Source organism: Bosea sp. AS-1, from assembly GCF_002220095.1.
Lineage (GTDB): Bacteria > Pseudomonadota > Alphaproteobacteria > Rhizobiales > Beijerinckiaceae > Allobosea.
The window spans coordinates 2,287,997-2,308,639 of sequence record NZ_CP022372.1; the positions used below are offsets into that span (position 1 = coordinate 2,287,997).

Below are 20,643 nucleotides of genomic sequence, written 5' to 3' on the forward strand. Positions count from 1 at the left end.
GCGTCAGATCCCGACTGCTTCGAGATGGCAGGCAAGGTCGACCATGCGACAGGCATAGCCCATCTCGTTGTCGTACCAGGCGTAGACCTTAAGCATCGTGCCGCTCGTGACGAGCGTCGACAGGCCGTCGACGATGCTGGAGCGCGTATCCCGCTGATAATCGATCGAGACGAGGGGGCGCCCTTCGAAGCCAAGGATTCCGGCGAGGGCGCCTGTCGCTGCACTCTTGAAGAGATCATTGACCTCGGCGGCCGTCGTCGACCGTTCGAGTTCGAAGACGCAGTCGGTCAGCGAGGCATTGAGCACGGGCGCGCGGACCGCGTGGCCATCGAGCTTCCCCTTGAGTTCCGGATAGATCAGCGCGATCGCCGTTGCGCTGCCCGTCGTCGTCGGCTGGAGCGAGAGCATCGCCGAACGCGCCCGGCGCAGATCCTTATGCGGGGCATCGACCACAACATTGGTGTTGGTGGGGTCGTGGATCGTGGTGATCTGGCCGTGCCGGATCCCGAGGTGCTCGTGGACGACCTTCACGACCGGCGCAAGGCAGTTCGTGGTGCAGGAGGCGGCCGTCACGATCGGATGCAGGGAGGGGTCGTAGAGATGCTCGTTGATGCCGACGACAACGTTCAGGACGGACGGATCCTTGACCGGCGCGGCAACGATCACTCGCTTGGCGCCGCGCTTCAGATGTCCTTCCAGCACCGCTAGGGTCAGGAACTTGCCGGTGCATTCGAGAACGACGTCGACGCCCAGATCGCCCCAGGGCAGCTCCGAAGGGGATGCCTCGGATGAGAAGCTGAGCTTACGTTCGCCGATGTGGATCGCCCTGTCGCCATCATGGTCGATCTCGGTTCGCCAGCGACCCTGCATGCTGTCGAACTCCAGCAGGTGAGCCGTCGCCGCGGCGCCTCCTTTGATCTCGTTCAGATGGACGACCTCGAGGCGGTTCCCGCGCCGGGGATCATCAGTCGGTCGTTCTGCTGCGCCCAGCGCCGCTCGCAGGGCCAAGCGTCCGATGCGCCCCATGCCGTTGATCCCGACCTTCATCCCATCGCCTCTCAAATTCGATCCGGAGCAAATTATTCGATATGTCGCTTGACATCGAAATGACGACGGAGTCAATCATGTCGACACCTATCGACATAATGAGATGACAGACATGACCCGCGCCCCGCTTAACGTGCTTTTTGTCTGCACCGGCAATTCCGCCCGCTCGATCATGGCGGAGGCGATCATCAGTCGCGTCGCGCCGGGCAAGTTCAAAGGATTCAGCGCCGGAAGCGATCCCCGGGAGGAGATCAATCCGTTCGCTGCGCGCCTGCTGAAGTCGTTGAACTACGACATCACTCAGTTTCGCCCGAAGAACTGGGAGGAGTTCGCGAGGCCGGACGCGCCGCCGCTCGATTTCGTTTTCACGCTCTGCGATGACGCCGCGAACGAACCGTGCCCGCACTGGCCGGGACAGCCGATGAGCGCGCATTGGGGCCTGCCTGACCCGGCAGCGTTCGTTGGCGAGGATGTCCAGAAGGCGCTTGCCTTCGCCGATGCCTATCGCATGTTGAACAATCGGATATCGATCTTCACCAATTTGCCGCTAGCCTCGCTGGAGAGTGTCGCTCTACAGCATCGGCTGGATGCGATCGGCACCAATCTGGCAAGGAAGGACGACGCAGCTTGACCACCCGCCTCGAAGCCGCCAGCGCGGTCGACTTGTTGGGAGCGCTTGCCCAGTCGACCCGACTGGAAATCTTCCGCCTGTTGATGCGCTACCGGCCTCATGGCCTGGCGGCAGGCGATATCGGTCGGCTGCTGGCCGTTCCGCACAATACCCTCTCGACTCATCTGGGGGCGTTGGAGCAGGTCGGGCTGCTGGCCTCGCGCCGTGAAGGGCGACACATCATCTTCGCCGCGGTTCCGGATCGCGCGGACGCCTTGCTTGGTTTCTTGGCCGAAGCCTGCTGCTCGCAGAGCCCGTCGACCTGCGAGACGCCTGCAACTCCCTATCTGTCGCGCAGGGAGGCTCAGGCAACCGACACACCCTTGCGGGTGCTCATCGTCTGCACGGGGAACTCCGCCAGATCGATCATGGCGGAAGCCGTCATGAACCGGGAAGGGCTCGGCCGCATCCAAGCCTATTCGGCAGGCAGCCGCCCGCATGAGGCGCCGCACCCGCTCGCGCTCCAGCTACTCAGGGAGCTGGGTTATGCGACCGCTGACTTCCGCTCGAAGTCCTGGGGCGAGTTCCTGGCGGCGGACGCGCCCGAAATCGACCTCGTCATCACGGTCTGCGACTCCGCGGCCGACGAAGCCTGCCCGTCCTTCCCGGGCGCGCCTATGCGAGTTCATTGGGGATTGGACGATCCCGCAGAGGTCGGCGGTCCGGTTGAGGCGCGCCGTGCCGCTTTCCGTCAAAGCTATCGAGACCTGACCGCTCGGGTCACGGCTCTCGTCAATTTGCCGTTCGAGAGCATGATGCTCGACGACCTGGCGCCAGCGCTTGAAGCCATTGGCCGGATGGATGGGGCGACACCCAGGTCTTTGGAAGCTGCTTAGAGGCGACGACCGCTTGGCAAATCGCCGCATCAAGCTTTAGATGGGTCCTGCCCCACGGCACGCCGTAAGCCTGCCGTGAAGCGCACCGCCACGTCGGTTTCACGGGCCTGATCTAGATCACGACGCAGGTGTGCGTCGAAGGCTCGCGCTCATGAAATCTCTCCGCGATAAATCGACCGCATTCGGCGGTGGTGCACTGATAGGCACGCTTGGCGGTCTCATCGGTCTCGGAGGTGCCGAGTTTCGATTGCCTCTCCTCATCGGAGCATTCGGCTTTCGCGCCCTTGATGCGGTCATCCTGAACAAGGCGATGAGCCTGGTCGTGGTGGCGACCGCTCTGCCGTTCCGGACGGCCACCGTGCCGTTCGTCGAAATCGCCAACCACTGGCAGGTGATCGTGAATCTGCTCGCGGGGAGCTTGCTTGGCGCCTGGTTCGGTGCCGGGTGGGCTACACGTTTGAAGTCTGAAACCCTCTACAAAGTTATCTCGGTCCTGCTCGTCATCATCGCGATCGTCCTGATCTTCGGACACAACGTCAGCTCAGCCGGGGCATTCGTTACGGGATCCACTCAGCTTGTTGCCGGAGTCATCGCAGGATTCGCCATCGGCGTCGTCGCGTCCCTGATGGGGGTTGCAGGCGGAGAGTTGTTGATCCCGACGCTGGTCCTGCTGTTCGGCGCCGACATCAAGCTGGCAGGTAGTCTATCGCTCGCCGTCAGCTTGCCGACCATGATCGTCGGCTTTGCCCGCTACAGTCAGGACCAGGCATTTTCCGTCTTGCGGCGCAACGGCGCGTTCGTCCTGACCATGGCGATCGGATCGATCGTCGGGACCTTCGTCGGTGGCCGCTTGCTCGGTGTTGTGCCGGGTAATGTGCTTCTGCCAGCCTTGGCGTTGATCCTCGTTGTGTCGGCCGTAAAGGTCTGGAGACACAGATGAAGAGACTGCCGGCAAAAATCCGTTAGGCCCGGCAGCCAGGTTCGCATGGAAAGCGGCCGTTGGCTTTGTGCGGGTGCTGTTAGCCGCGATTTGCTTCCGCGCGTGCGACGGCCGGATGGCGCTCGTACCAATCTTTGCTTCGATTGACGATCGCGACGACCGACAGCATCACCGGGACCTCGATGAGCACCCCGACGACGGTCGCGAGCGCCGCTCCGGAGTTGAAGCCAAACAGGCTGATTGCCGCGGCGACGGCGAGCTCGAAGAAGTTGCTTGCGCCGATCAGGGCTGAGGGGCCGGCGACACAATGCGCCTCGCCGGTCATCCGATTGAGCAGGTAGGCCAGGCCAGAGTTGAAATACACCTGGATCAGAATCGGCACAGCGAGCATCGCGATGATAAGCGGCTGCGCCAGGATCTGTTCTCCCTGGAAGCCGAAGAGCAGCACCAGCGTCGCCAGCAATGCCACCAGCGAGATTGGAGCGAGAACCCCGAGCACGCGGTCGAGTGAGGCCGGTCCGCCGCTCGCGAGGAGCTGACGCCTCAGGAGCTGAGCCACGATCACCGGGATGACGATATAGAGCACCACCGACAGCAGCAGCGTGTCCCACGGCACGGTGATGGCCGAAAGGCCCAGCAGCAGGGCCACGATCGGCGCGAAAGCGACCACCATGATCGCATCGTTGAGGGCGACCTGGCTGAGCGTGAACAGGGGCTCGCCTTTCGTCAGGTTCGACCAGACGAAGACCATCGCCGTGCAGGGCGCCGCCGCGAGGATGATCAGGCCGGCGATGTAGCTGTTGATCTGATCCGCCGGCAGATAAGGCCGGAACAGGTAGGAGATGAAGAACCAGCCGAGCGCGGCCATCGAAAAGGGCTTGACCGCCCAGTTGACGAAGAGGGTGACGCCGATGCCGCGCCAGTGGCGCCCGACTTCGCCGAGCGCTGCGAAATCGATCTTCAGGAGCATCGGCACGATCATCAACCAGATCAACACCGCCACTGGCAGGTTGACCTTGGCGATCTCAGCCGCGCCGATCGCCTGGAAGACGCCGGGCGCAATGTGGCCGAGCGCGATGCCCGCGACGATGCACAGGGCGACCCAAAGGGTGAGGTAGCGTTCGAAGGTCGACATGGCTGTTAGGCTCCCGCGAGGACACGGCCGGATGAATCAACGACAAGCTCGCCGTCTTCCTTGCGGAACTCACCGCGCTGCGGCGGCAACAGGTCGAGCACCCGCTCGGACGGGCGACACAGTCGGACGCCCTTCGGCGTCACCACGAAGGGGCGATTCAGGAGAATGGGATGGTCCTCGATTGCGTCGAGCAGGGCTTCATCGCTGAGCGAGAGATCGTCCAGGCCAAGCTCGGCGTAAGGCGTTCCCTTTTCACGTAGCGCCTCGCGCAGCGTAAGGCCGGCGCGATCGACGAGTTCGCGCACCATTCTGCGCGAGGGCGGCGATTTCAGATATTCGATAACATGCGGTTCGACCCCGGCATTCCGGATCATTGCGAGCGTGTTCCGCGAGGTCCCGCAATCGGGGTTGTGGTAGATGACGACGTCCATCTGAAGTGACTCCCGCACAGAAGTTTCGTGCTCTGGCGGCAGGGGAACCGCCTATCGAGAGGCGCGGCGCCTGTTGGGGGCTAGGCGTTTTCCTCAATCTCGGTCGTGGCCGCTGAGGAGGTGCAGCATGCTGAGAGCGCCGCGACCACCGGAGCGCAGATTTCCGTCCTTCCTCCGCAGCAATCGTTCAGCAGAAAGGTGACGAGGTGCTGCACCGCCACCAGGTTCGCTCGATAGATGATGGAGCGGCTCTGGCGTTCGGTTCGGACCAGCTTGGCCCGGGCCAGGATCCCCAGGTGTGACGACATGGTGTTCTGCGGCACGGCAAGGCGGCGGGCTATTTCTCCCGCGGGCAGACCTTCCGGTTCATGCTTCACCAACAGGCGAAACACGTCGAGACGGGTCTGCTGCGCGAGAGCTGCGAGGGCCAGAATGGTTTGCTCTGATTCCATATATCCAAGCTAGTGGATATATGGATGCGTTGCAAGCTGAGTGGCCCCCAATGTCGGACATTCCCGCTCGGCGGCGTAGCGGTCGTCAGGCCGATCGGCGACGCTGGTGAGCGATGGCGATAGCCGACATGTCCGTCGTCGGATCAACCACGATCTGCTTCTGCTTGCGCTCTGAATAGCGGTCGACCAGCGTCTCCGCATGCGGCCGCAGCAAGACGGTGAAGCGGACCAGCTCCTCCATCACATCGACAATGCGGTCGTAGTAGGACGACGGCTTCATCCGCCCCGCCTCATCGAATTCCTTGTAGGCCATCGCGACGCTCGATTGGTTGGGGATCGTGAACATCCGCATCCAGCGCCCGAGCAGGCGAAGCGTGTTGACGGCATTGAAGGACTGGGAGCCGCCCGACACCTGCATCACCGCGAGGCTGCGTCCCTGGGTCGGGCGCATACCGCCCATCTCCAGCGGCAGGTGATCGATCTGCGCTTTCATCACGCCGGTGATCTGCCCGTGGCGTTCAGGGCTGCACCAAACCTGCCCCTCCGACCAGAGCGCGTGCTCGCGCAGTTCCCGGACCGCAGGGTGGTCGTCGCCCTTGACCTGGTCCGGCAGAGGAAGGTCGGACGGATCAAAGATACGTGTCTCGGCCCCGAATAGCGTCAGAAGGCGCGCAGCCTCCTCGACGGCGAGCCGAGAGAATGAGCGTTCGCGCAGGGACCCGTAGAGTAACAGGATGCGCGGCGGGTGACCGAGCGGATCGGGCAGCCCTTCGGCGGGGCGCCTCATCACGAACTCGGGCTTGAGGGCTGGAAGGGACGAAAGATCGGTCAGCTCACGCAATGGCATGAGGGTTCTCCTTGATATCCGGAACAGAGCTCAGCGCAGCTTGCGCGCCAGAGTGTACATTGCAGCCGCTGCCAGCCCGGACAGGGCGACCAGGAGCAGCGTGCTCGGCATCAATCCGGCACGTTCGAGCAGCATGGCGAAGAGGAGCGGCGCGGCAGCCTTTACCGCCAAGCCGGGTGCGGAGAGCTTGCCCAGCATCGCCCCATAGCCGGCGGGACCGAAGAGCTTCAGGGGGACCGTGCCGCGCACGATCGAGCTCAGCCCCATGCTGATGCCATAGGCAATCGCGAACAGACCCGCGAGCCCGGCCGCGGAACCGCCGATCGTCAGCAGAACGAACCCGACCGGCATCAATGCGGCTGACGTCCAGGCCGTCGTGACGGGGTCGATCGAAGTTCCGAAGAGCATTTCGATCAGGCGCCCCGCAACCTGGGAGGGACCGACCATGGCGCCGATGCCGACAGCGACAGCCGCGCTCAGCCCCAGCCCTTGCAGCATCGTCAGCATGTGGACCGACATTGCCGATACCACGAAGCCTTGAAGCGAGAATGCCAATGCCAGCAGGGCGAAGGCGCTCCGTCGATCGTTCCCTTCAAGATACCTGACCTGCGAGGCATCTGCGGCGTCGGCGCTGGGCACGGCACTCTCCGTGCGATGGATCGGACCCGGCAGCAGCAACAGATGCAGCGGCGCGCACAGAGCGATCTGGACGACCGCATAGATCCGGTAGATGTCGCGCCAGTCGAAGGAGTTGAGCAGGGCAGTCGTTAACGGCCAGAACAGTGTCGATGCGAAGCCCCCGATCAAGGTGAGCTGGCTGATCGCGCGCCTTGCGCCCGGGCCGCGTGCCTGCGCCAGCGCCGTGAACGCTGCATCATAGAGGACGAGGGTCGAAACGATCTCCAGAGCGATCATGGCCGCGAAATAGCCAACCGGACCGCGCGCTTCCGCCAAGCCGAGAAGCGAGAGGCCGGCAAGCACCGACCCGAGGGTCATCATCAGCCGGGTGCCGTAATGATCAATCAATCGCCCAGCGACGGGCGCGATAAGTCCGCCGGTCAGCAGCCCGGCCGCGAACCCGCCATATGTCCACTCCGGGGACCAACCGAAGCTCTCGGTCATCTTCGGGGCCAGCACGGCGAAGGTGTAGTACAGGCCGCCATAACCAGCGACCTGTGTGACGCCGAGCGCCGTGATCAACGCGAGTCCGCGCCCACCGGTGGGAGCGGGTATAGGCAGCGACAGACTGGACATCAGACTTCGGCCGTCTCACGGGTGGTTTCGTGGGAGCTGGACGAGCATCCGCATCCTGCCTTCCCGGATTGCTTGGCAACCGCGTCATCGGCGCAGCAGGCATCGATTGCCGCAGGCGCCGGGCCTCCGCAGCAGCTCGACGTCGAAGCCGACGGTCCGCCGGGCGTCGCGCTGCAAACACCGGTCTCGGGCAAGACGAGTTCGACGCGTTGGGCCGCAGCGTGATCGCCGGCGAGTTCAGCCACGATCGAGCGGACTTGTTCATGCCCCGTAGCGAGCAGGAAGGTGGGCGCTCGGCCATAGGACTTCATGCCTGCGATGTAGAAGCCAGGTTCCGGATGGGCGAGCTCGGCGGCGCCATGCGGGCGCACCGTTCCGCAGGAGTGGACGTTGGGGTCGATCAACGGCGCCAGGCTCGGCGGGCATTCGAGCGCCGGATCGAGCTCGACGCGCAGCTCGCGCAGGAGAGCCAGTTCCGGGCGGAAGCCGGTCGCGACGATGAGTTCGTCGACGGTGACGGCCTGCTTGCTTTCGTCGTTTGAGATCAGGCGCAGACCGGAGGCATCACGCTCGATCTGTTCCAGCCGAAAGCCGGTATGGGTCCTGATGCGGCCTTGCCTGACGAGATCCGCGATCTGGAGACCGAGTTCGCCGCGGGCGGAGAGCTGGTCGGCGGCGCCGCCACCAAATGCCTTCGCCAGGATCGGACCCCGATAGAGCCAGGTGATCTTGGTCGCGGGATTCTCAGCCTGAAGCTCGGAGAGCGCGATGAGGGTGCCGATGGCCGAATGGCCTCCGCCAAGCACAGCGACCTGCCTGCCGGCATAGCGCGATCGGGCCTCTCCGGAGATGTTCGGCATCCCATAGGCAATATGTTCGGTCGCTTCGATCTCGCCGATTGCCGGCAAGCCGCCGACTCCAGCCGGGTTCGGCGAGAACCAGGTTCCCGACGCGTCGATGACGGCGTCAACAGCCAAACTCGTAAGCGTATCGCCGTCGCGATAACGCACCAGCAGCGGCGCTGCCTCGCGGCCATCCGTCTTGACCTTGTCGTATCCCGCCCGGGAGACCGAGATCACCTCGGCATTGAGCTTGATCCGATCCCGCAGTCGTTCGGCTAGAGGGCCGACGTACTGCGAAATCAGGTCACCGCCCGTCGGGTAACGATCCAGATCGGGGTGCGTCCAACCCGACGCCTCGAGGAGACGCTCAGCCGCCTTGTCGATGTTGAAGGCCCAGGGTGAGAACATCGGAACATGAGCCCATTGCCGGATGGCATGTCCGGCCGCCGGACCGCGCTCCAAAACGATCGGGACGAGGCCGCGTTCCAGGGCATGGGCTGCCGCGGCGAGGCCCACAGGGCCGGCTCCGATGATAGCGACCGTCCTCACTGCCATCTTCCTCTCCTGCTGTCATTCTAGAAATATTGAAATAGAAGGCCTGACAACTCACGCAGCGCTCTGGTTAGAGCCGCACTGGCTGTCGACGCAGCATTCGGCGACGAGAAACTCGACGAGGGCATTCATCCGGTCGTAGTTGGCGCGGCAGATGAGGCTGGTGCCGTCGCGCTCCTGACTGACCAAGCCGACGATGACGAGCGCTTTCACGTGATGGGAAAGCGTTGAGGCCGCGACCTCAAGTCGTTGTTGGCACTGTCCGACGGATAGCCCCTCGTGCCCGGCTCTTACGAGAAGACGGTAGAGCGAAAGCCGCGTCGGATTGCCGAGGGCTTCAAGTTGAGCGGCTGCGTTCTGGGTTGTGAGCATGAGGGGAGTTTGGCGCGAGCGTTGCGTCGAGTCAATTCGTATTTCTAGAAATATAGAAATATATGATGCGGGGCGGTAGAGGCTGGTGGACGGCCACTGACACACAAAGTGAAATGGCTGTCGCAAATTGCGCGGGCATTGATTCGACAGAGCAGGTTCAGGGCAAACCTCAGCATTCCAACTGGTCCTGCACGCGCTGCCCTCGGCTCCGTGCAGCTAGTCACGCGATCTGCCTTTCAGGATCGGCGCCATCGATCGATTGTCCGGAAGTGGAATTGGGCGGGCGGCCCAAGATCTGATCCTTTGTGGGGAAAGTGATTGTTACGCATAAGCCGCCGTTCGCGCGGTTCGTCAAACTGATGTGCCCGCCATGAGTCTGGATCACGGATGCTGCGATGGTGAGCCCCAAGCCCGTGCCGCCAGTCTCCCGTCCGCGGGATTCCTCGAGCCGGACGAAAGGCTGAAACACCCGCTCCATATCTGCTTGTGGAATGCCCGGGCCTTCGTCCTCGACAATGATGACGAGCTGGTGATCGATCTCCGCGATCGTAACGCTGGCTATCTCGCCATATTTGATGGCATTGCTGATGATGTTAGAGAAGGCGCGTTTGAGCGACAGGACGCGTCCCAACACCGGAGCGGAGGCCAGCCCCGTCAACGAGACCCGATGCCCCTGATCGATATGGTCATCGACGATCGTCTCGATCACCGAGGCGAGGTCAATGGGACGGATCACTTCGCTGGAGACGCCGCCCCGCAAATATTCCAGCGTCGAATCGATCATCGCCTCCATCTCCGCGAGATCGGCGTCGATCAGATCGCGCGTCGCATCATCGTTGAGCAACTCGGAGCGAAGTCTGAGGCGCGTGATTGGAGTGCGCAAGTCGTGCGAAACCGCCGCCATGGCCTGCATGCGCTCGGTGACGAGGCGCTGAATGCGCTCGCGCATCGTGTTGAAAGCGCGCGCGGCGCGGCGCACCTCGATCGGTCCGTTTTCTGGAAGCGGCTGGGGCGTCTGATCAAGGCTAAAACGCTCCGCCGCGATGGCGAGATCGCGCAACGGACGCGTCGCCCAGCGCAGCAGAAGGAGAGCGACGATAACGATGCCGACTCCGAAGCAGATAGTGACCGCGATCACGCTCCAGTCGATGTTCTGATGCGCTCCGAGAGCCGAGGAGGAGAAATTTACCCAGGAACCGTCGGCCAATTGGACCGAGACCAGCATCATGTGTCGGTACGCATCGGCATTTCCGCTCCCCAACGCCCCATCATCGGCAAAACCAACGCGGAATGACTCCGCCGCGAGTTCGGGCGCAAGCTCTTTGAGCCGAGCCTCCATCGCCTTGGTTCGTTCTGTCATCGGCGCTGAGCCGAGGACGAGACTGACCTTGCTCCAATGGACTTCAAGGCTGGCGCTGGACAGGTCATGCGCAGCGCGGTCTCGTTCTGGTCCGGCGGGAGCACTGGCAATCGCGCGCTTGATCGAGACGATATGCTCAGCGAGGCCGCGATCGCGGGCCGCGGTAGCGAGGCTCTCGACGCCGACGCGATAAGCCCAGAACCCGAGGAGATGGAAGGCCAAGAGCGCCGCCACCAACACCATGATGGCACGGCTGGCGACCGTATCGGGCCACAGGCGTTCGACCAGCTTTTTCAAGCGGGTTGTCCTTCTTGCACGCGGACGTCGGACACAAACATGTAGCCAGAGCCACGGACGGTCTTGATGAGCTGGGCACCGTTCGCGACCGCTTCCAACTTGCGCCGCAGCCGGCTGATCTGGACATCGATGGTGCGGTCGAACGGATCGCCGCTGTTTCGCGCCTTTGCGAACTGCATCAGTGCCTCTCGCGACAGCACGCGGTTGGCATGCTCCACGAAGGCCACGAGAAGATCGAACTCACCGGTTGAGAGATCGATCAGTGTCCCCGTAGGAGACTGAAGCTCTCTGCGGCGGAGATCCATGGACCACCCATCAAACACGACGATCTCGGAACGTCGGGTCTCGCTGGTGCTGCGTGCCGTACGAGATCGGCGCAGGACGGCGCGGATGCGCGCCACCAACTCGCGAGGGCTGAACGGCTTGGTTACATAATCGTCAGCGCCGACGTCGAGGCCGATGATCCGGTCGCTTTCCTCGGTGCGGGCGGTTAGCATCACGATGGGAACCTGGGATGTCGTGCGGACGTCGCGGCACAGCTCGACGCCGGAGCGTCCGGGCAGCATCAAGTCGAGCACGATCAGATCGATCGTGGTGCGGGCCAGGATGTCCATCATGACGCGGCCGTCTGGTGCTCCGGTGACCTGATAGCCATGGCGCTGGAGGAAACGCGAAACCAGGAGTCTGATCTGCGGATCGTCGTCTACGACGAGAATATGCCCATGATCTTCAGCTATGATCTTGATTGGATCTTGGTCCATCTTTCGCTCGGCTTCCCAGAACAAGCCTGTCTGTATGGCGCCGCTTCTTCTTTAACGGCGACTGCACAATAGCGCGATTATCGCCGTGCCGCCCGTGTTGCTTTGATACAATTTGTAACGGACGCCGACGGCAGAGCACTGCTACCCCTATCTGGTCGAAACACGGGGAGCCGAATCGTGACGTTCGTGAAGATGCCGATCCTGGCAGGCATAGGGCTGGCGTTGGGCGCCTGTTCCCTGACACCCGTTCCGGACCATCTAGCCAGGCCGGCCGATCCGAGTGTCCGGGTCCCTGCCATGCAATACCGCAGTGTAACGGCTGGCGCTGCGACCTTCCGCCCGGCCAATCCGAAGGATTGGCGCGAACTCAATCGCGACGTCGGTCCGAAGTCATGACGTCTCTTAGCGTGTCCATTTCAGTGATCGACATTACCCGGGGAAGGATCGCCTTGACCGCTCCAGCTAAATTGCACGCTCGACGCCTGTTCCGTTTCGGGCTGCTCGCCGGCGCCGCTGCTTTCCTGGGGGGCTGCGCAAGTCTCTCCGCCGATGGCGGCATGAGCACGATTCAATCTGCTACTTACTCCGATATCGGCAAGGACATCGTCAAGATCGGTGATGACAAGGCAGCGCTCACGGCGAAGGGTCGCGTCGACCAATTGCTTCGCAAGCCGCTGACTGCCGATGCGGCCGTACAGGTTGCGCTGCTCAATAATCGCGGTCTGCAAGCCGCGTTTAACGAACTCGGGATCGCTGAGGCCCAGATGGTCGCCGCCAGCTTGCCGCCGAATCCCAGTATCGGTATCTCGAAGTTGTCGGGCCGTTTCGAGGTCGGGATCGAGAGGCAGATCATCGGCAGCGTACTCGCTCTGGCCACTTTGCCGGCGCGCGCCGAGATTGCGCGCGATCAATTTGGCGCTGCACAGCTGCGGACAGCTGAGGCCGTTTTACGGCTGGCAGCAGATACTCGTCGTCAATACTATCGGGCGGCTGCGGCAAACGCTCAGGTCACCTTCTACGAGCAAGCGAAGGCGTCTGCTGATGCGGCTTCTGAGCTGTTCAAGCGGCTCGGCGAGTCCGGCGGTGTCAACAAGATCGACCAGGCGCGCGAGTTTGCCTTCGAGGCCGAACTCACCGTGCAGCTTGCTCAAGCGCGTCAGTTGCAGCGTCAGGAACGCGAGCGGCTCGTTCGCCAGCTCGGCATCTGGGGCGATGATCTGAAATTCCGGGTCGGTAGCCTGCCGCCGCTCCCACGGCTGCAATCGGTGAAAGCGGTCGAGGCGGAAGCGCTGCAAAAGCGGGTCGATCTGCGCATCGCACGGGCTGAATTGGACGTGCTGGCGAAGTCGCTCGGCCTTGAGCAGGCGACGCGTTTTATCAATGCAGCCGATCTGCAAGGAACTCGCACCTACGACCGTAGTCGGAGCATTACGGAGGATGGTCGGGTCGAACGGAGTTCGAGCCGCAGCCGGACGCTTGCTCTCGACCTTGAGATACCGATCTACGATTTCGGCCAATCGAAGGTCGCGCTCGCCGAGCAGAGCTACATGCAGGCCGCCAACAAGCTGGCGGAGAAGGCTGTTAACGTGCGTTCCGAGGCACGCGAAGCCTACACCGCTTACCGCGCCAACTACGACATCACCCGCCAATACCAGAACAACGTCCTGCCATTGCGTAAGATTATCCAGGACGAGTCGCTGCTGCAATATGGCGGTATGCTCAACGACGTGACCGACCTGATCACGGATGCCCGTAGTCGCATTCTGTCGAATGTCGCGGCGATCAATGCCCGGCGCGATTTTTGGATCGCCTACACCGACTTCAAGCACGCCCTGATTGGCGGCGGAAGCGGTAGAGGATCTGTCGCGGTGGCAGCGGCTGGTGGCGGCGGCGGCGATTGAAGGAGATGCGAGAATGACCAACCTATCGCGTAGAGGCTTCATGGGTTCGTCCGGGCTGGTGCTGGCCGGAGCCGCGGCCGTGTCCGGGCGCACGGCCTTCGCCGCCGTGCCCGAAGCTCCGACTATGACCGAGGCGACGACTCAGGCGCCGCTGGTGCCGACCACGGGGCCGGATTATCAGCCGGTTGCGACCCTCAACGGCTGGTCGCTGCCCTGGCGGATGAACGGCGACTGGAAGGAGTTCCATCTCGTCGCCGAGCCGGTGGTGCGGGAACTCGCGCCGGGCATGAAGGCCTATCTGTGGGGCTATAACGGTCAGTCGCCGGGGCCGACCATTGAGGCTGTGGAGGGCGACAAGGTCCGCATTTACGTTACTAACAAGCTGCCGGAGAACACGGCAGTGCACTGGCACGGTCAGCGCCTGCCAAACGGTATGGACGGCGTCGGCGGGCTGACGCAGCCGCATATCCCGCCCGGCAAGACCTTCGTCTACGAGTTCCTGCTGCGGCGCTCCGGCACCTTCATGTATCACCCGCATTCGGACGAGATGGTCCAGATGGCGATGGGCATGATGGGCTTCTTCGTGGTCCATCCGAAGGATCCGGCCTTCCGCCGTGTCGACCGCGACTTCGTCTTCCTGCTCAACGCCTACGACATTGAGGCAGGTTCGTATGTGCCGCGGGTATCTGAGATGACCGAGTTCAACATGTGGTGCTGGAACAGCCGCGTATTTCCCGGCATCGACCCATTTGTCGTCGGTAAGAACGACAAGGTCCGGATCCGCTTCGGCAACCTGACCATGACGAACCATCCGATCCACATGCACGGCTACGAGTTCAAGGTCTCGTGCACCGATGGCGGCTGGGTCGATCCGGCCGCGGCCTGGGACGAGGTCTCGATCGACGTTGCCGTCGGCCAGATGCGTGCGTTCGACTTCGTCGCCGACGAACTCGGCGACTGGGCGATCCATTGCCACAAGTCGCACCACACCATGAATGCCATGGGGCATTCGGTGAAGAACTACATCGGCGTCAGCAAGAAGGACCTGGCGAAGCGCATCGCCAAGATCGCACCGGGCTACATGCCGATGGGCTCGAACGGCATGGGCGAGATGGGCTCGATGGAGATGCCGCTGCCCGAGAACACGCTGCCGATGATGACGGGCTTCGCCCAGTTCGGTCCCGTCGAAATGGGCGGCATGTTCTCGGTCGTGAAGGTCCGAGAGGGGCTGGCGAAGGGCGACTACAAGGATCCCGGCTGGTTCAAGCATCCTGAAGGAACCGTCGCTTACGAGCTCAAAGGCGCGAAACTCGGCGAGGCGCCGCGCGCCACGCCGCCCGACAGCGGCGTCAAGTCGGCTGAGTGGCGCGCCAAGGACCCCCGCAAACCGAGTCTGGGACCGGATGGCAAGCCGCGCACAGCCAAGAGTGCGCATTCCAATCACTGAAATGGCGACAAACTCAGCTCACCTCTGGAGAGATAAATGAAGATAGCAACGTTCAAACTTGCCGCAATCGCTTTTGCAATGTCAGCCGGCGCTGCCTTGGCCGGCCCCGGCGCGGCCGGTCACGGCCATGGCGCCGAGACGGCTTACGGCACACCTGGCGACCCGAAGAAGCCGGCCCGGCCTGTCCAAGTCGTGATGAGCGAGAAGGACGGCAAGATGTCCTTCATCCCTGACCGGATCGAGATCCGCCGCGGCGAGCAGATCCGTTTCCAGCTGCGCAACAATGGCGAGTTGGACCACGAGATCGTTCTGGCGACGCTGGAGGAGAATCTCAAGCACGCCGTCGAGATGCAGAAGAACCCCGACATGGAGCATGATGATCCGAACGCAAAGCGGCTCGCGCCGAAGAAGACCGGTGAGATCGTTTGGGCCTTCACCAAGGCCGGCGAGTTCGACTTCTCCTGCCTGATCCCCGGCCACCGCGAAGCCGGGATGACCGGCAAGATCATCGTCAAGTGAACGATCTCAGCGAAAGGAGCATCCCATGCTGAAGACTGCCGCCACTCTTGCCTTCCTGATCGTTGCATTGCCGGCTGCCGCCCAATCGGTCAGCGGCACTGTCACCAAGGTTGACGACGCTCAGGGCAAGCTCACGATCAATCACGGCCCGATCAAGAATCTCGACATGGACGGCATGACCATGGTCTTCAAAGCCGGAGATGCCGGGATGCTGAAGGGGCTCAAGGCCGGTGACAAGATCAAGTTCGACGCCGACCGCGTCAACGGTCAGCTCACGGTGACCAAGCTCCAGAAGTCGAAGTGATAGTAGTGTGCGGCAAGGCGTGAAGACGCCTTGCCGCATATAGCGCCTTCAGCGGCCTTCGCTTCATCCACACTGGGTGGGTCTGTCACAGAGCGTTGGTGGCCGTGGTTGCGGCAGCAGGCGCGTTGTTGGTCGGGAAGCATCGTTCACCCGAGCCGGTGAGAGGCTTCACACCCGATACACAGACAATAAGACAAGTTGAAAGGCGAGCCATGCGATTGGTCTTGCTGACAATCCCTATTGCAATGCTAGCGCTTCCAGTGCGAGCGGACGATGGCGATCTGCAGCGCGCACTGATCGAAGCGTCCTGTCCCAGGGCGAAAGTTACGCGCCTCAATCCCATTGGTCGGAGCGAAATCTACGAAGCCAACTGCTTCGGCAGACGCATCAAGTTCGTCTGCATGAACGGGCGCTGCTCCGCGGACGATCCGTCTCGCAGCCGGGACGATCCGGAATGAAGTCCCCGCGGAAAACCTCACCGTCTCGGCGAAAGGCGATCACATGATCAGCAACTGCCTGAAATCATCCCGAATGCGCGCGGTTTGGGTGCTTTGCGCTGTATTTGCTGGGGCACTATCCATGGGGCAGGCCAAAGCCCAGTCAGTCAAGATCGTCGGAATTGGCGCCTCGAGCTGCCAGTTCTTTCTGCGGGAGACCAGCGGCAGGCCAGACGTCGAAAAGAATTTCTTCGCCTGGGCACAGGGCTACATGAGCGGCCTGCTGCTGCGTGCGCCTCCGGGGAAGGATGAGGATCTGGATCTCGAGCCGGCCGTCTATCCACTCCTCAAGCAAGCTAGGTTCCTGCGGGATTTCTGCACGCGCAACCCCGATGCAGATTTTAGCGACGGCGTGAATGACCTCTACCGCACGCTTCGTGCGCCGGCGAGCTAAGTCTGGCAATCAGTTCGTAAAGTCAAAAATGGTGCCGACGTAGGCGCTATGTTACCGAAAATTGAGTTCAATAGACGTGACCGCGACGTTTCAGTTTATCCATGATCTCGGCCACCGGATCATGGGCCTCGATTATCCGCACGGCCACTGGCTGATCAATGTTGCGGCGACGTTGTTGTTTGTCGTTGCGCCGGCATGGACACTCTGGATTGGCCTGAGGATTGCCTATCACCGCTACAATGCCAGGCGCCGCCGGCGCGCCCGGTTTTCTGCCGCCACCTCGCGTGCTCCAGAGCGGCTAACCGCCAGCGAGCGAGCGCAGTCGCTTGAGGCTTACATCATCCGTGCGACTGCAAGACCGCAGGTGAAGCTCGTGATCATTTCCATCATGACGCTACCGACGGCGTGGCTTCTGCTGGAGATTCCGAAGCACATCATCAATCATGCTCTGGCCGATGCCAGTGATAGCGGCCACGTCGACATGACGCTGTTTGGCCTACCGCTGGATCGCATGACACTCCTATTTGCGCTCTGCGCGGGTTACCTCGGCACGCTGACCTTGAACGGCCTGATCAAATACGTTGCCATGCGCATCCGTGGCCGTGTGAGCGAGCGCCTGGTCCGCAGGCTTCGGCTCGGTGTCTTGCGCCGCGCACGGGCGGGCACGAGCGCCGAACAGCGGGCGCATCTTTCAGCGGTGGTAGTCCAGGAAGTCGAACCGATCGGGTATTTCGGCGGGAGCCTCGCCGTTGTCCCGGTTATTCAGGGCGGGGCCCTGCTGACCAGCATTCTGTTCCTGCTGATGCAGAATCCGGCACTGGCTCTGGCGGCACTGCTGATGTTGCCGCTGCAGCTCACGATTCTGCCAGGCTTGCAAAAGCGGCTGAATGGGAAGGTGCGTGACAGGGTCCGTTCAACACGCAAGCTCGGTGGTCTCATGGTAGCCGACGGATCAATTTCCAATGCCTTTGGCTCACATGCAGCAGGCAGCCGGGCGGATGTATCACGCCTGCGCCATCAGATGCGAATGACCGCGGCCCTCGAAACGATCCGGGTCGAGATCAACGACCTCAAGGGCAGGATCAAGGGTCTGTACAATTACACCTCCAATCTGACGCCTTTCTTTTTCTTCACGATCGGTGGCTACCTCGTTGTGAGAGGGCAGTTGTCGCTCGGCGCGCTCGTTGCCGCTCTTGCCGCTTATCGGGAAATCTCGCCCGCGCTGCGCGAGCTGTTCGATTTCATGCAGAATTGGTCGGATGCGAAAGCCCGTTTCAGCGAGGTCACCCGAGCCATGGGGCAGGTGCGTACCATTCCGATGGCGATCGACGCTTCTCAAACCCCCCTTCGTCGTGAGCGGAGGGCGGGGTGAGGCGTTGTGGAGCGGCTTTTTTAAACGCCGCAATCGGATCCGGATCACATCCACTGCGGGCAAAAGCATACCGCGCGACTGAGTTTATTGAAGATAAGCCTCGGCGCATGCGGCCTAGCGCGTCACGGCGCGAAAGCAGAACGGGGGCGGGGCATGTGAATCCGGCATGCTGACGCATGCCGGATTGGTTGTTGAACACCTACTCGACGATTGCGCGACGTGTGGCCAGCTTGGCTTCGCGTCGCCGTCGCTCGGCCAGAATCTGGCGACGCTTGTGGTCAGTGAGCTTGCGCCATCGGCGGATCTCTTCCGTCGTGCGCAAACATCCGACGCACATATCCGCTTTGCGATCGAATTTGCAGATATCGAGACATGGTGAGGCTATAGCCAAGGTCACACCTGCGCAGGTTCGGGCTTTAGCTCTGGCGTCGCAGAGACAGTCTTCTCCGGCGTTGGCAGGAGGCGGGCCGAATTGAGGATGAACACCAGTTCCGACACGACATGGATGCCGGCTGCCAGCAGTGGGTTCAAGAAACCGAAGGCTGCCAGCACGATACCAAGTGTATCGACACCGATCGTGCCGGCAAAATTCTGCCAGATGATGCCGCGGGTGCGCCGGGCCACGGCGACCGTCTCAACGAAGCGCTCTAGGTCATTGCCTAGCAGCACAACATCAGCGCTCTCCTGCGCGACGTCGGTACCTGAACCCATCGCGACGCCGACATTGGCTTCGGCAAGCGCGGGGGCATCGTTGACGCCATCGCCGACCATGGCGACCTTGCGATTATCCGCGACGAGGGCCCGGACGCGTGCCAGCTTGTCTTCCGGCAGCAGTTGCGCCTCGACCTCCTTGATGCCGAGCGCCGCACCGACAGCGTCCGCGACGCGACGCGCATCGCCCGTGAGCAGCACCGTTCGGATACCCATGCGGTGCAAGGCTTCCACCGCTCGCTTTGCCTCGGGCCGCACGGTATCTGCGACTGCGATGGAGCCCAGCAAGCGCCCGTCGCGGGCGACAAAGACTTCTGAACCAGCCAAGCCGAAGTGGCCGGAAGTTGCCGCTGGCACGCTGATCCCGTTGTCGGCCATCCAGGCTTGGCTGCCGACAAGGATCGTGGCGTCAGCAGTTTTCGCGGTGATGCCGCGTCCCGGCGTGTAGGCAAAGCTCAGGGGCTCGATCGCGTCGCGACCCTGCTTGCGGGCATGGGCGACGATCGCCTTGCCCAGCGGATGCTCAGAGCGCAATTCGGCCGTAGCTGCGGCATCGAGCAGTTCATCAGCGCTCACGCCGGCGACGGGGAAAACCTCTTGCACCTCAGGACGGCCGAAGGTCAGCGTCCCCGTCTTGTCCAGTACGACCGTGTCGACCTGGCCCAGGGTCTCGAGGTGGACACCGCCCTTGACGATAGCGCCAAGGCGCGCGGACCGGCCGATGCCTCCAAGGATGGCAAGTGGCGTGCCCGCGGCGATACCGCAGGCGCCGGCAACGATGATCACCGAGATCGTGGAATAGATGTCGCGGGTAATCAGGAAGGTCAGGATGGCGGCGCCGAGCGCAAAATAGACGAGATAGCCCGCCATGCGGTCGGCCAGACGTTGGACCGGCGCGCGGGATTTCTCGGCCCGTTCGACCGCCTCGATGATCTTGCCGTAGCTTGTGTCGCGACCAATTCTTTCCGCGGCGACCTCAAGCGCGCCCGACTGATTGATGGAGCCGGCGAAGACGTGGGCACCCGCCGTCTTCTCGACGGGCATGGATTCGCCCGTGATACGGGATTCGTCGACAAATGAATGGCCGGATAACACGGCGCCGTCGACAGGAATGCGCCCGCCTGGAGCGACCATGATGGCGTCGCCGATCGACAGCTCTTCGGCGGAGATCGACTGGATCGAACCGGCACGGCGCACCGAGACCTCGCGCGGCAGGAATTCCAAGAGGTCGCGGATCGCTTTGCGACCACGGCCGACGGTCAGCCCCTCCAGGACCTCGGCGACCAGCACAAACAGGGTGATGACCAGCGCCGTGAAGAATTCGCCGATGGCTGCGGCGGCAACGATCGCGATCGTCATCGACAGTTCCATGGTCATTCGTCGTTCGACGACGTTCTCGACGGCTTCCTTGAGGATGGGCCAGCCGCCGATCAAAAGTCCGACGACGCCGATTATGCTGATTGCTGCGAATGGCTCCCATATGCGGAACCACACGGCCGCCGCCGCGACCGCGACGAGCGCGATGCGAACGGCCTCGGACCAATTAAAGGGATGGTCGTGATCATGTCCGTGGCCATGCTCGTGGTCATGATCGTCGTGGTCATGATCGTGTTGATAGGCCTCGGTGGCCGGCGCGATTGTGCGTGAAGCGGCGGCATCCGCGAGCGTCCTGCTATGGGCATGTTGGACTGTCATAACGGCA

General features: G+C 62.5%; 22 protein-coding genes. 10 read left to right on the top strand and 12 right to left on the bottom strand.

Annotated elements, in window-relative coordinates:
- Positions 1-3: 3 nt before the first annotated feature.
- Entirely contained in the window at positions 4-1,047 is a 1,044-nt protein-coding gene (locus CE453_RS12630; RefSeq protein WP_089174914.1) for an ArsJ-associated glyceraldehyde-3-phosphate dehydrogenase, read from the bottom strand.
- 112 nt (positions 1,048-1,159) lie between these two features.
- Between CE453_RS12630 and CE453_RS12635 the strand changes: the two genes are divergently transcribed.
- The 3 genes from CE453_RS12635 (at position 1,160) to CE453_RS12645 (ending at position 3,493) form a co-directional block, all read left to right on the top strand.
- Positions 1,160-1,678, top strand: a complete 519-nt coding sequence (locus CE453_RS12635) for an arsenate reductase ArsC (RefSeq protein ID WP_089174915.1) — start codon at positions 1,160-1,162, stop codon at positions 1,676-1,678.
- A complete protein-coding gene (locus tag CE453_RS12640; RefSeq protein WP_248308047.1) occupies positions 1,675-2,553 on the top strand; it encodes an arsenate reductase/protein-tyrosine-phosphatase family protein in 879 nt (292 codons plus the stop codon). The genes CE453_RS12635 and CE453_RS12640 overlap by 4 nt, the downstream gene beginning before the upstream one ends.
- A 151-nt stretch (positions 2,554-2,704) precedes the next feature.
- Entirely contained in the window at positions 2,705-3,493 is a 789-nt protein-coding gene (locus tag CE453_RS12645; RefSeq protein WP_089174916.1) for a sulfite exporter TauE/SafE family protein, read from the top strand.
- A 79-nt stretch (positions 3,494-3,572) separates the two neighbouring features.
- On the opposite strand, the gene arsB is transcribed toward CE453_RS12645, so the two are convergent.
- The 9 genes from arsB to CE453_RS12690 all read right to left on the bottom strand — a co-directional run bounded on the left by arsB (position 3,573) and on the right by CE453_RS12690 (position 11,796).
- The gene (gene arsB / locus CE453_RS12650) at positions 3,573-4,628 is read right to left on the bottom strand and encodes an ACR3 family arsenite efflux transporter (protein WP_089174917.1); all 1,056 of its coding nucleotides are present in this window, start codon (positions 4,626-4,628) and stop codon (positions 3,573-3,575) included.
- Between the two features lie 5 nt (positions 4,629-4,633).
- A complete protein-coding gene (gene arsC, locus CE453_RS12655; RefSeq protein ID WP_089174918.1) occupies positions 4,634-5,059 on the bottom strand; it encodes an arsenate reductase (glutaredoxin) in 426 nt (141 codons plus the stop codon).
- 80 nt (positions 5,060-5,139) lie between these two features.
- Positions 5,140-5,511 carry an ArsR/SmtB family transcription factor gene (locus tag CE453_RS12660; protein WP_089174919.1) on the bottom strand — a complete coding sequence of 124 codons (372 nt, stop codon included), beginning with the start codon at positions 5,509-5,511 and terminating at the stop codon, positions 5,140-5,142.
- A gap of 85 nt (positions 5,512-5,596) precedes the next feature.
- On the bottom strand, positions 5,597-6,358 hold the full coding sequence (arsH, locus tag CE453_RS12665; protein WP_089174920.1) for an arsenical resistance protein ArsH: 762 nt from the start codon (positions 6,356-6,358) through the stop codon (positions 5,597-5,599).
- Between the two features lie 30 nt (positions 6,359-6,388).
- Positions 6,389-7,612 (bottom strand): MFS transporter, encoded by a 1,224-nt coding sequence (locus CE453_RS12670; protein ID WP_089174921.1) that lies wholly within the window; start codon positions 7,610-7,612, stop codon positions 6,389-6,391.
- Complete coding sequence (locus CE453_RS12675; protein WP_089174922.1) at positions 7,612-9,009, bottom strand: NAD(P)-binding domain-containing protein; 1,398 nt, start codon at positions 9,007-9,009, stop codon at positions 7,612-7,614. The genes CE453_RS12670 and CE453_RS12675 overlap by 1 nt, the downstream gene beginning before the upstream one ends.
- A 51-nt stretch (positions 9,010-9,060) precedes the next feature.
- Complete coding sequence (locus tag CE453_RS12680; RefSeq protein WP_089174923.1) at positions 9,061-9,378, bottom strand: ArsR/SmtB family transcription factor; 318 nt, start codon at positions 9,376-9,378, stop codon at positions 9,061-9,063.
- 220 nt (positions 9,379-9,598) lie between these two features.
- Positions 9,599-11,035, bottom strand: coding sequence for an ATP-binding protein (locus tag CE453_RS12685; RefSeq protein WP_089174924.1), 1,437 nt, complete (start codon positions 11,033-11,035; stop codon positions 9,599-9,601).
- Positions 11,032-11,796 carry a response regulator gene (locus CE453_RS12690; RefSeq protein WP_089174925.1) on the bottom strand — a complete coding sequence of 255 codons (765 nt, stop codon included), beginning with the start codon at positions 11,794-11,796 and terminating at the stop codon, positions 11,032-11,034. The genes CE453_RS12685 and CE453_RS12690 overlap by 4 nt, the downstream gene beginning before the upstream one ends.
- A 177-nt stretch (positions 11,797-11,973) precedes the next feature.
- Between CE453_RS12690 and CE453_RS28590 the strand changes: the two genes are divergently transcribed.
- From CE453_RS28590 to CE453_RS12720, 7 genes are all read left to right on the top strand, one after another.
- Positions 11,974-12,192 (top strand): hypothetical protein, encoded by a 219-nt coding sequence (locus CE453_RS28590; protein ID WP_157733019.1) that lies wholly within the window; start codon positions 11,974-11,976, stop codon positions 12,190-12,192.
- A 53-nt stretch (positions 12,193-12,245) separates the two neighbouring features.
- Positions 12,246-13,697, top strand: coding sequence for a TolC family protein (locus tag CE453_RS12695; protein WP_248308048.1), 1,452 nt, complete (start codon positions 12,246-12,248; stop codon positions 13,695-13,697).
- 13 nt (positions 13,698-13,710) lie between these two features.
- Complete coding sequence (locus CE453_RS12700) at positions 13,711-15,144, top strand: multicopper oxidase family protein (protein ID WP_089174927.1); 1,434 nt, start codon at positions 13,711-13,713, stop codon at positions 15,142-15,144.
- 36 nt (positions 15,145-15,180) lie between these two features.
- The gene (locus CE453_RS12705) at positions 15,181-15,663 is read left to right on the top strand and encodes a cupredoxin domain-containing protein (RefSeq protein ID WP_089174928.1); all 483 of its coding nucleotides are present in this window, start codon (positions 15,181-15,183) and stop codon (positions 15,661-15,663) included.
- Positions 15,664-15,688: 25 nt separating this feature from the next.
- Positions 15,689-15,967, top strand: coding sequence for a copper-binding protein (locus CE453_RS12710; RefSeq protein ID WP_089174929.1), 279 nt, complete (start codon positions 15,689-15,691; stop codon positions 15,965-15,967).
- Between the two features lie 501 nt (positions 15,968-16,468).
- Positions 16,469-16,858 (top strand): hypothetical protein, encoded by a 390-nt coding sequence (locus CE453_RS12715; RefSeq protein ID WP_248308049.1) that lies wholly within the window; start codon positions 16,469-16,471, stop codon positions 16,856-16,858.
- A 76-nt stretch (positions 16,859-16,934) separates the two neighbouring features.
- The gene (locus tag CE453_RS12720; RefSeq protein ID WP_248308050.1) at positions 16,935-18,230 is read left to right on the top strand and encodes a multidrug ABC transporter ATPase; all 1,296 of its coding nucleotides are present in this window, start codon (positions 16,935-16,937) and stop codon (positions 18,228-18,230) included.
- A 199-nt stretch (positions 18,231-18,429) separates the two neighbouring features.
- Here CE453_RS12720 and CE453_RS12725 read toward each other — a convergent pair whose 3' ends face one another.
- Together CE453_RS12725 and CE453_RS12730 are read right to left on the bottom strand one after the other, a co-directional pair.
- Positions 18,430-18,567 carry a DUF1289 domain-containing protein gene (locus CE453_RS12725; protein ID WP_248308119.1) on the bottom strand — a complete coding sequence of 46 codons (138 nt, stop codon included), beginning with the start codon at positions 18,565-18,567 and terminating at the stop codon, positions 18,430-18,432.
- A 56-nt stretch (positions 18,568-18,623) separates the two neighbouring features.
- Positions 18,624-20,636, bottom strand: a complete 2,013-nt coding sequence (locus CE453_RS12730; protein ID WP_089174930.1) for a heavy metal translocating P-type ATPase — start codon at positions 20,634-20,636, stop codon at positions 18,624-18,626.
- Between the last annotated feature and the right edge of the window lie 7 nt (positions 20,637-20,643).

What these genes read in the sequence shown, in the direction of transcription:
- CE453_RS12630 (WP_089174914.1), bottom strand. Translation starts at nt 1,047, where the DNA reads ATGAAGGTCGGGATCAACGGCATGGGGCGCATCGGACGCTTGGCCCTG.
- CE453_RS12635 (WP_089174915.1), top strand. Translation starts at nt 1,160, where the DNA reads ATGACCCGCGCCCCGCTTAACGTGCTTTTTGTCTGCACCGGCAATTCC.
- CE453_RS12645 (WP_089174916.1), top strand. Translation starts at nt 2,705, where the DNA reads ATGAAATCTCTCCGCGATAAATCGACCGCATTCGGCGGTGGTGCACTG.
- arsB (WP_089174917.1), bottom strand. Translation starts at nt 4,628, where the DNA reads ATGTCGACCTTCGAACGCTACCTCACCCTTTGGGTCGCCCTGTGCATC.
- arsC (WP_089174918.1), bottom strand. Translation starts at nt 5,059, where the DNA reads ATGGACGTCGTCATCTACCACAACCCCGATTGCGGGACCTCGCGGAAC.
- CE453_RS12660 (WP_089174919.1), bottom strand. Translation starts at nt 5,511, where the DNA reads ATGGAATCAGAGCAAACCATTCTGGCCCTCGCAGCTCTCGCGCAGCAG.
- arsH (WP_089174920.1), bottom strand. Translation starts at nt 6,358, where the DNA reads ATGCCATTGCGTGAGCTGACCGATCTTTCGTCCCTTCCAGCCCTCAAG.
- CE453_RS12670 (WP_089174921.1), bottom strand. Translation starts at nt 7,612, where the DNA reads ATGTCCAGTCTGTCGCTGCCTATACCCGCTCCCACCGGTGGGCGCGGA.
- CE453_RS12675 (WP_089174922.1), bottom strand. Translation starts at nt 9,009, where the DNA reads ATGGCAGTGAGGACGGTCGCTATCATCGGAGCCGGCCCTGTGGGCCTC.
- CE453_RS12680 (WP_089174923.1), bottom strand. Translation starts at nt 9,378, where the DNA reads ATGCTCACAACCCAGAACGCAGCCGCTCAACTTGAAGCCCTCGGCAAT.
- CE453_RS12690 (WP_089174925.1), bottom strand. Translation starts at nt 11,796, where the DNA reads ATGGACCAAGATCCAATCAAGATCATAGCTGAAGATCATGGGCATATT.
- CE453_RS12700 (WP_089174927.1), top strand. Translation starts at nt 13,711, where the DNA reads ATGACCAACCTATCGCGTAGAGGCTTCATGGGTTCGTCCGGGCTGGTG.
- CE453_RS12705 (WP_089174928.1), top strand. Translation starts at nt 15,181, where the DNA reads ATGAAGATAGCAACGTTCAAACTTGCCGCAATCGCTTTTGCAATGTCA.
- CE453_RS12710 (WP_089174929.1), top strand. Translation starts at nt 15,689, where the DNA reads ATGCTGAAGACTGCCGCCACTCTTGCCTTCCTGATCGTTGCATTGCCG.
- CE453_RS12715 (WP_248308049.1), top strand. Translation starts at nt 16,469, where the DNA reads ATGATCAGCAACTGCCTGAAATCATCCCGAATGCGCGCGGTTTGGGTG.
- CE453_RS12725 (WP_248308119.1), bottom strand. Translation starts at nt 18,567, where the DNA reads ATGTGCGTCGGATGTTTGCGCACGACGGAAGAGATCCGCCGATGGCGC.
- CE453_RS12730 (WP_089174930.1), bottom strand. Translation starts at nt 20,636, where the DNA reads ATGACAGTCCAACATGCCCATAGCAGGACGCTCGCGGATGCCGCCGCT.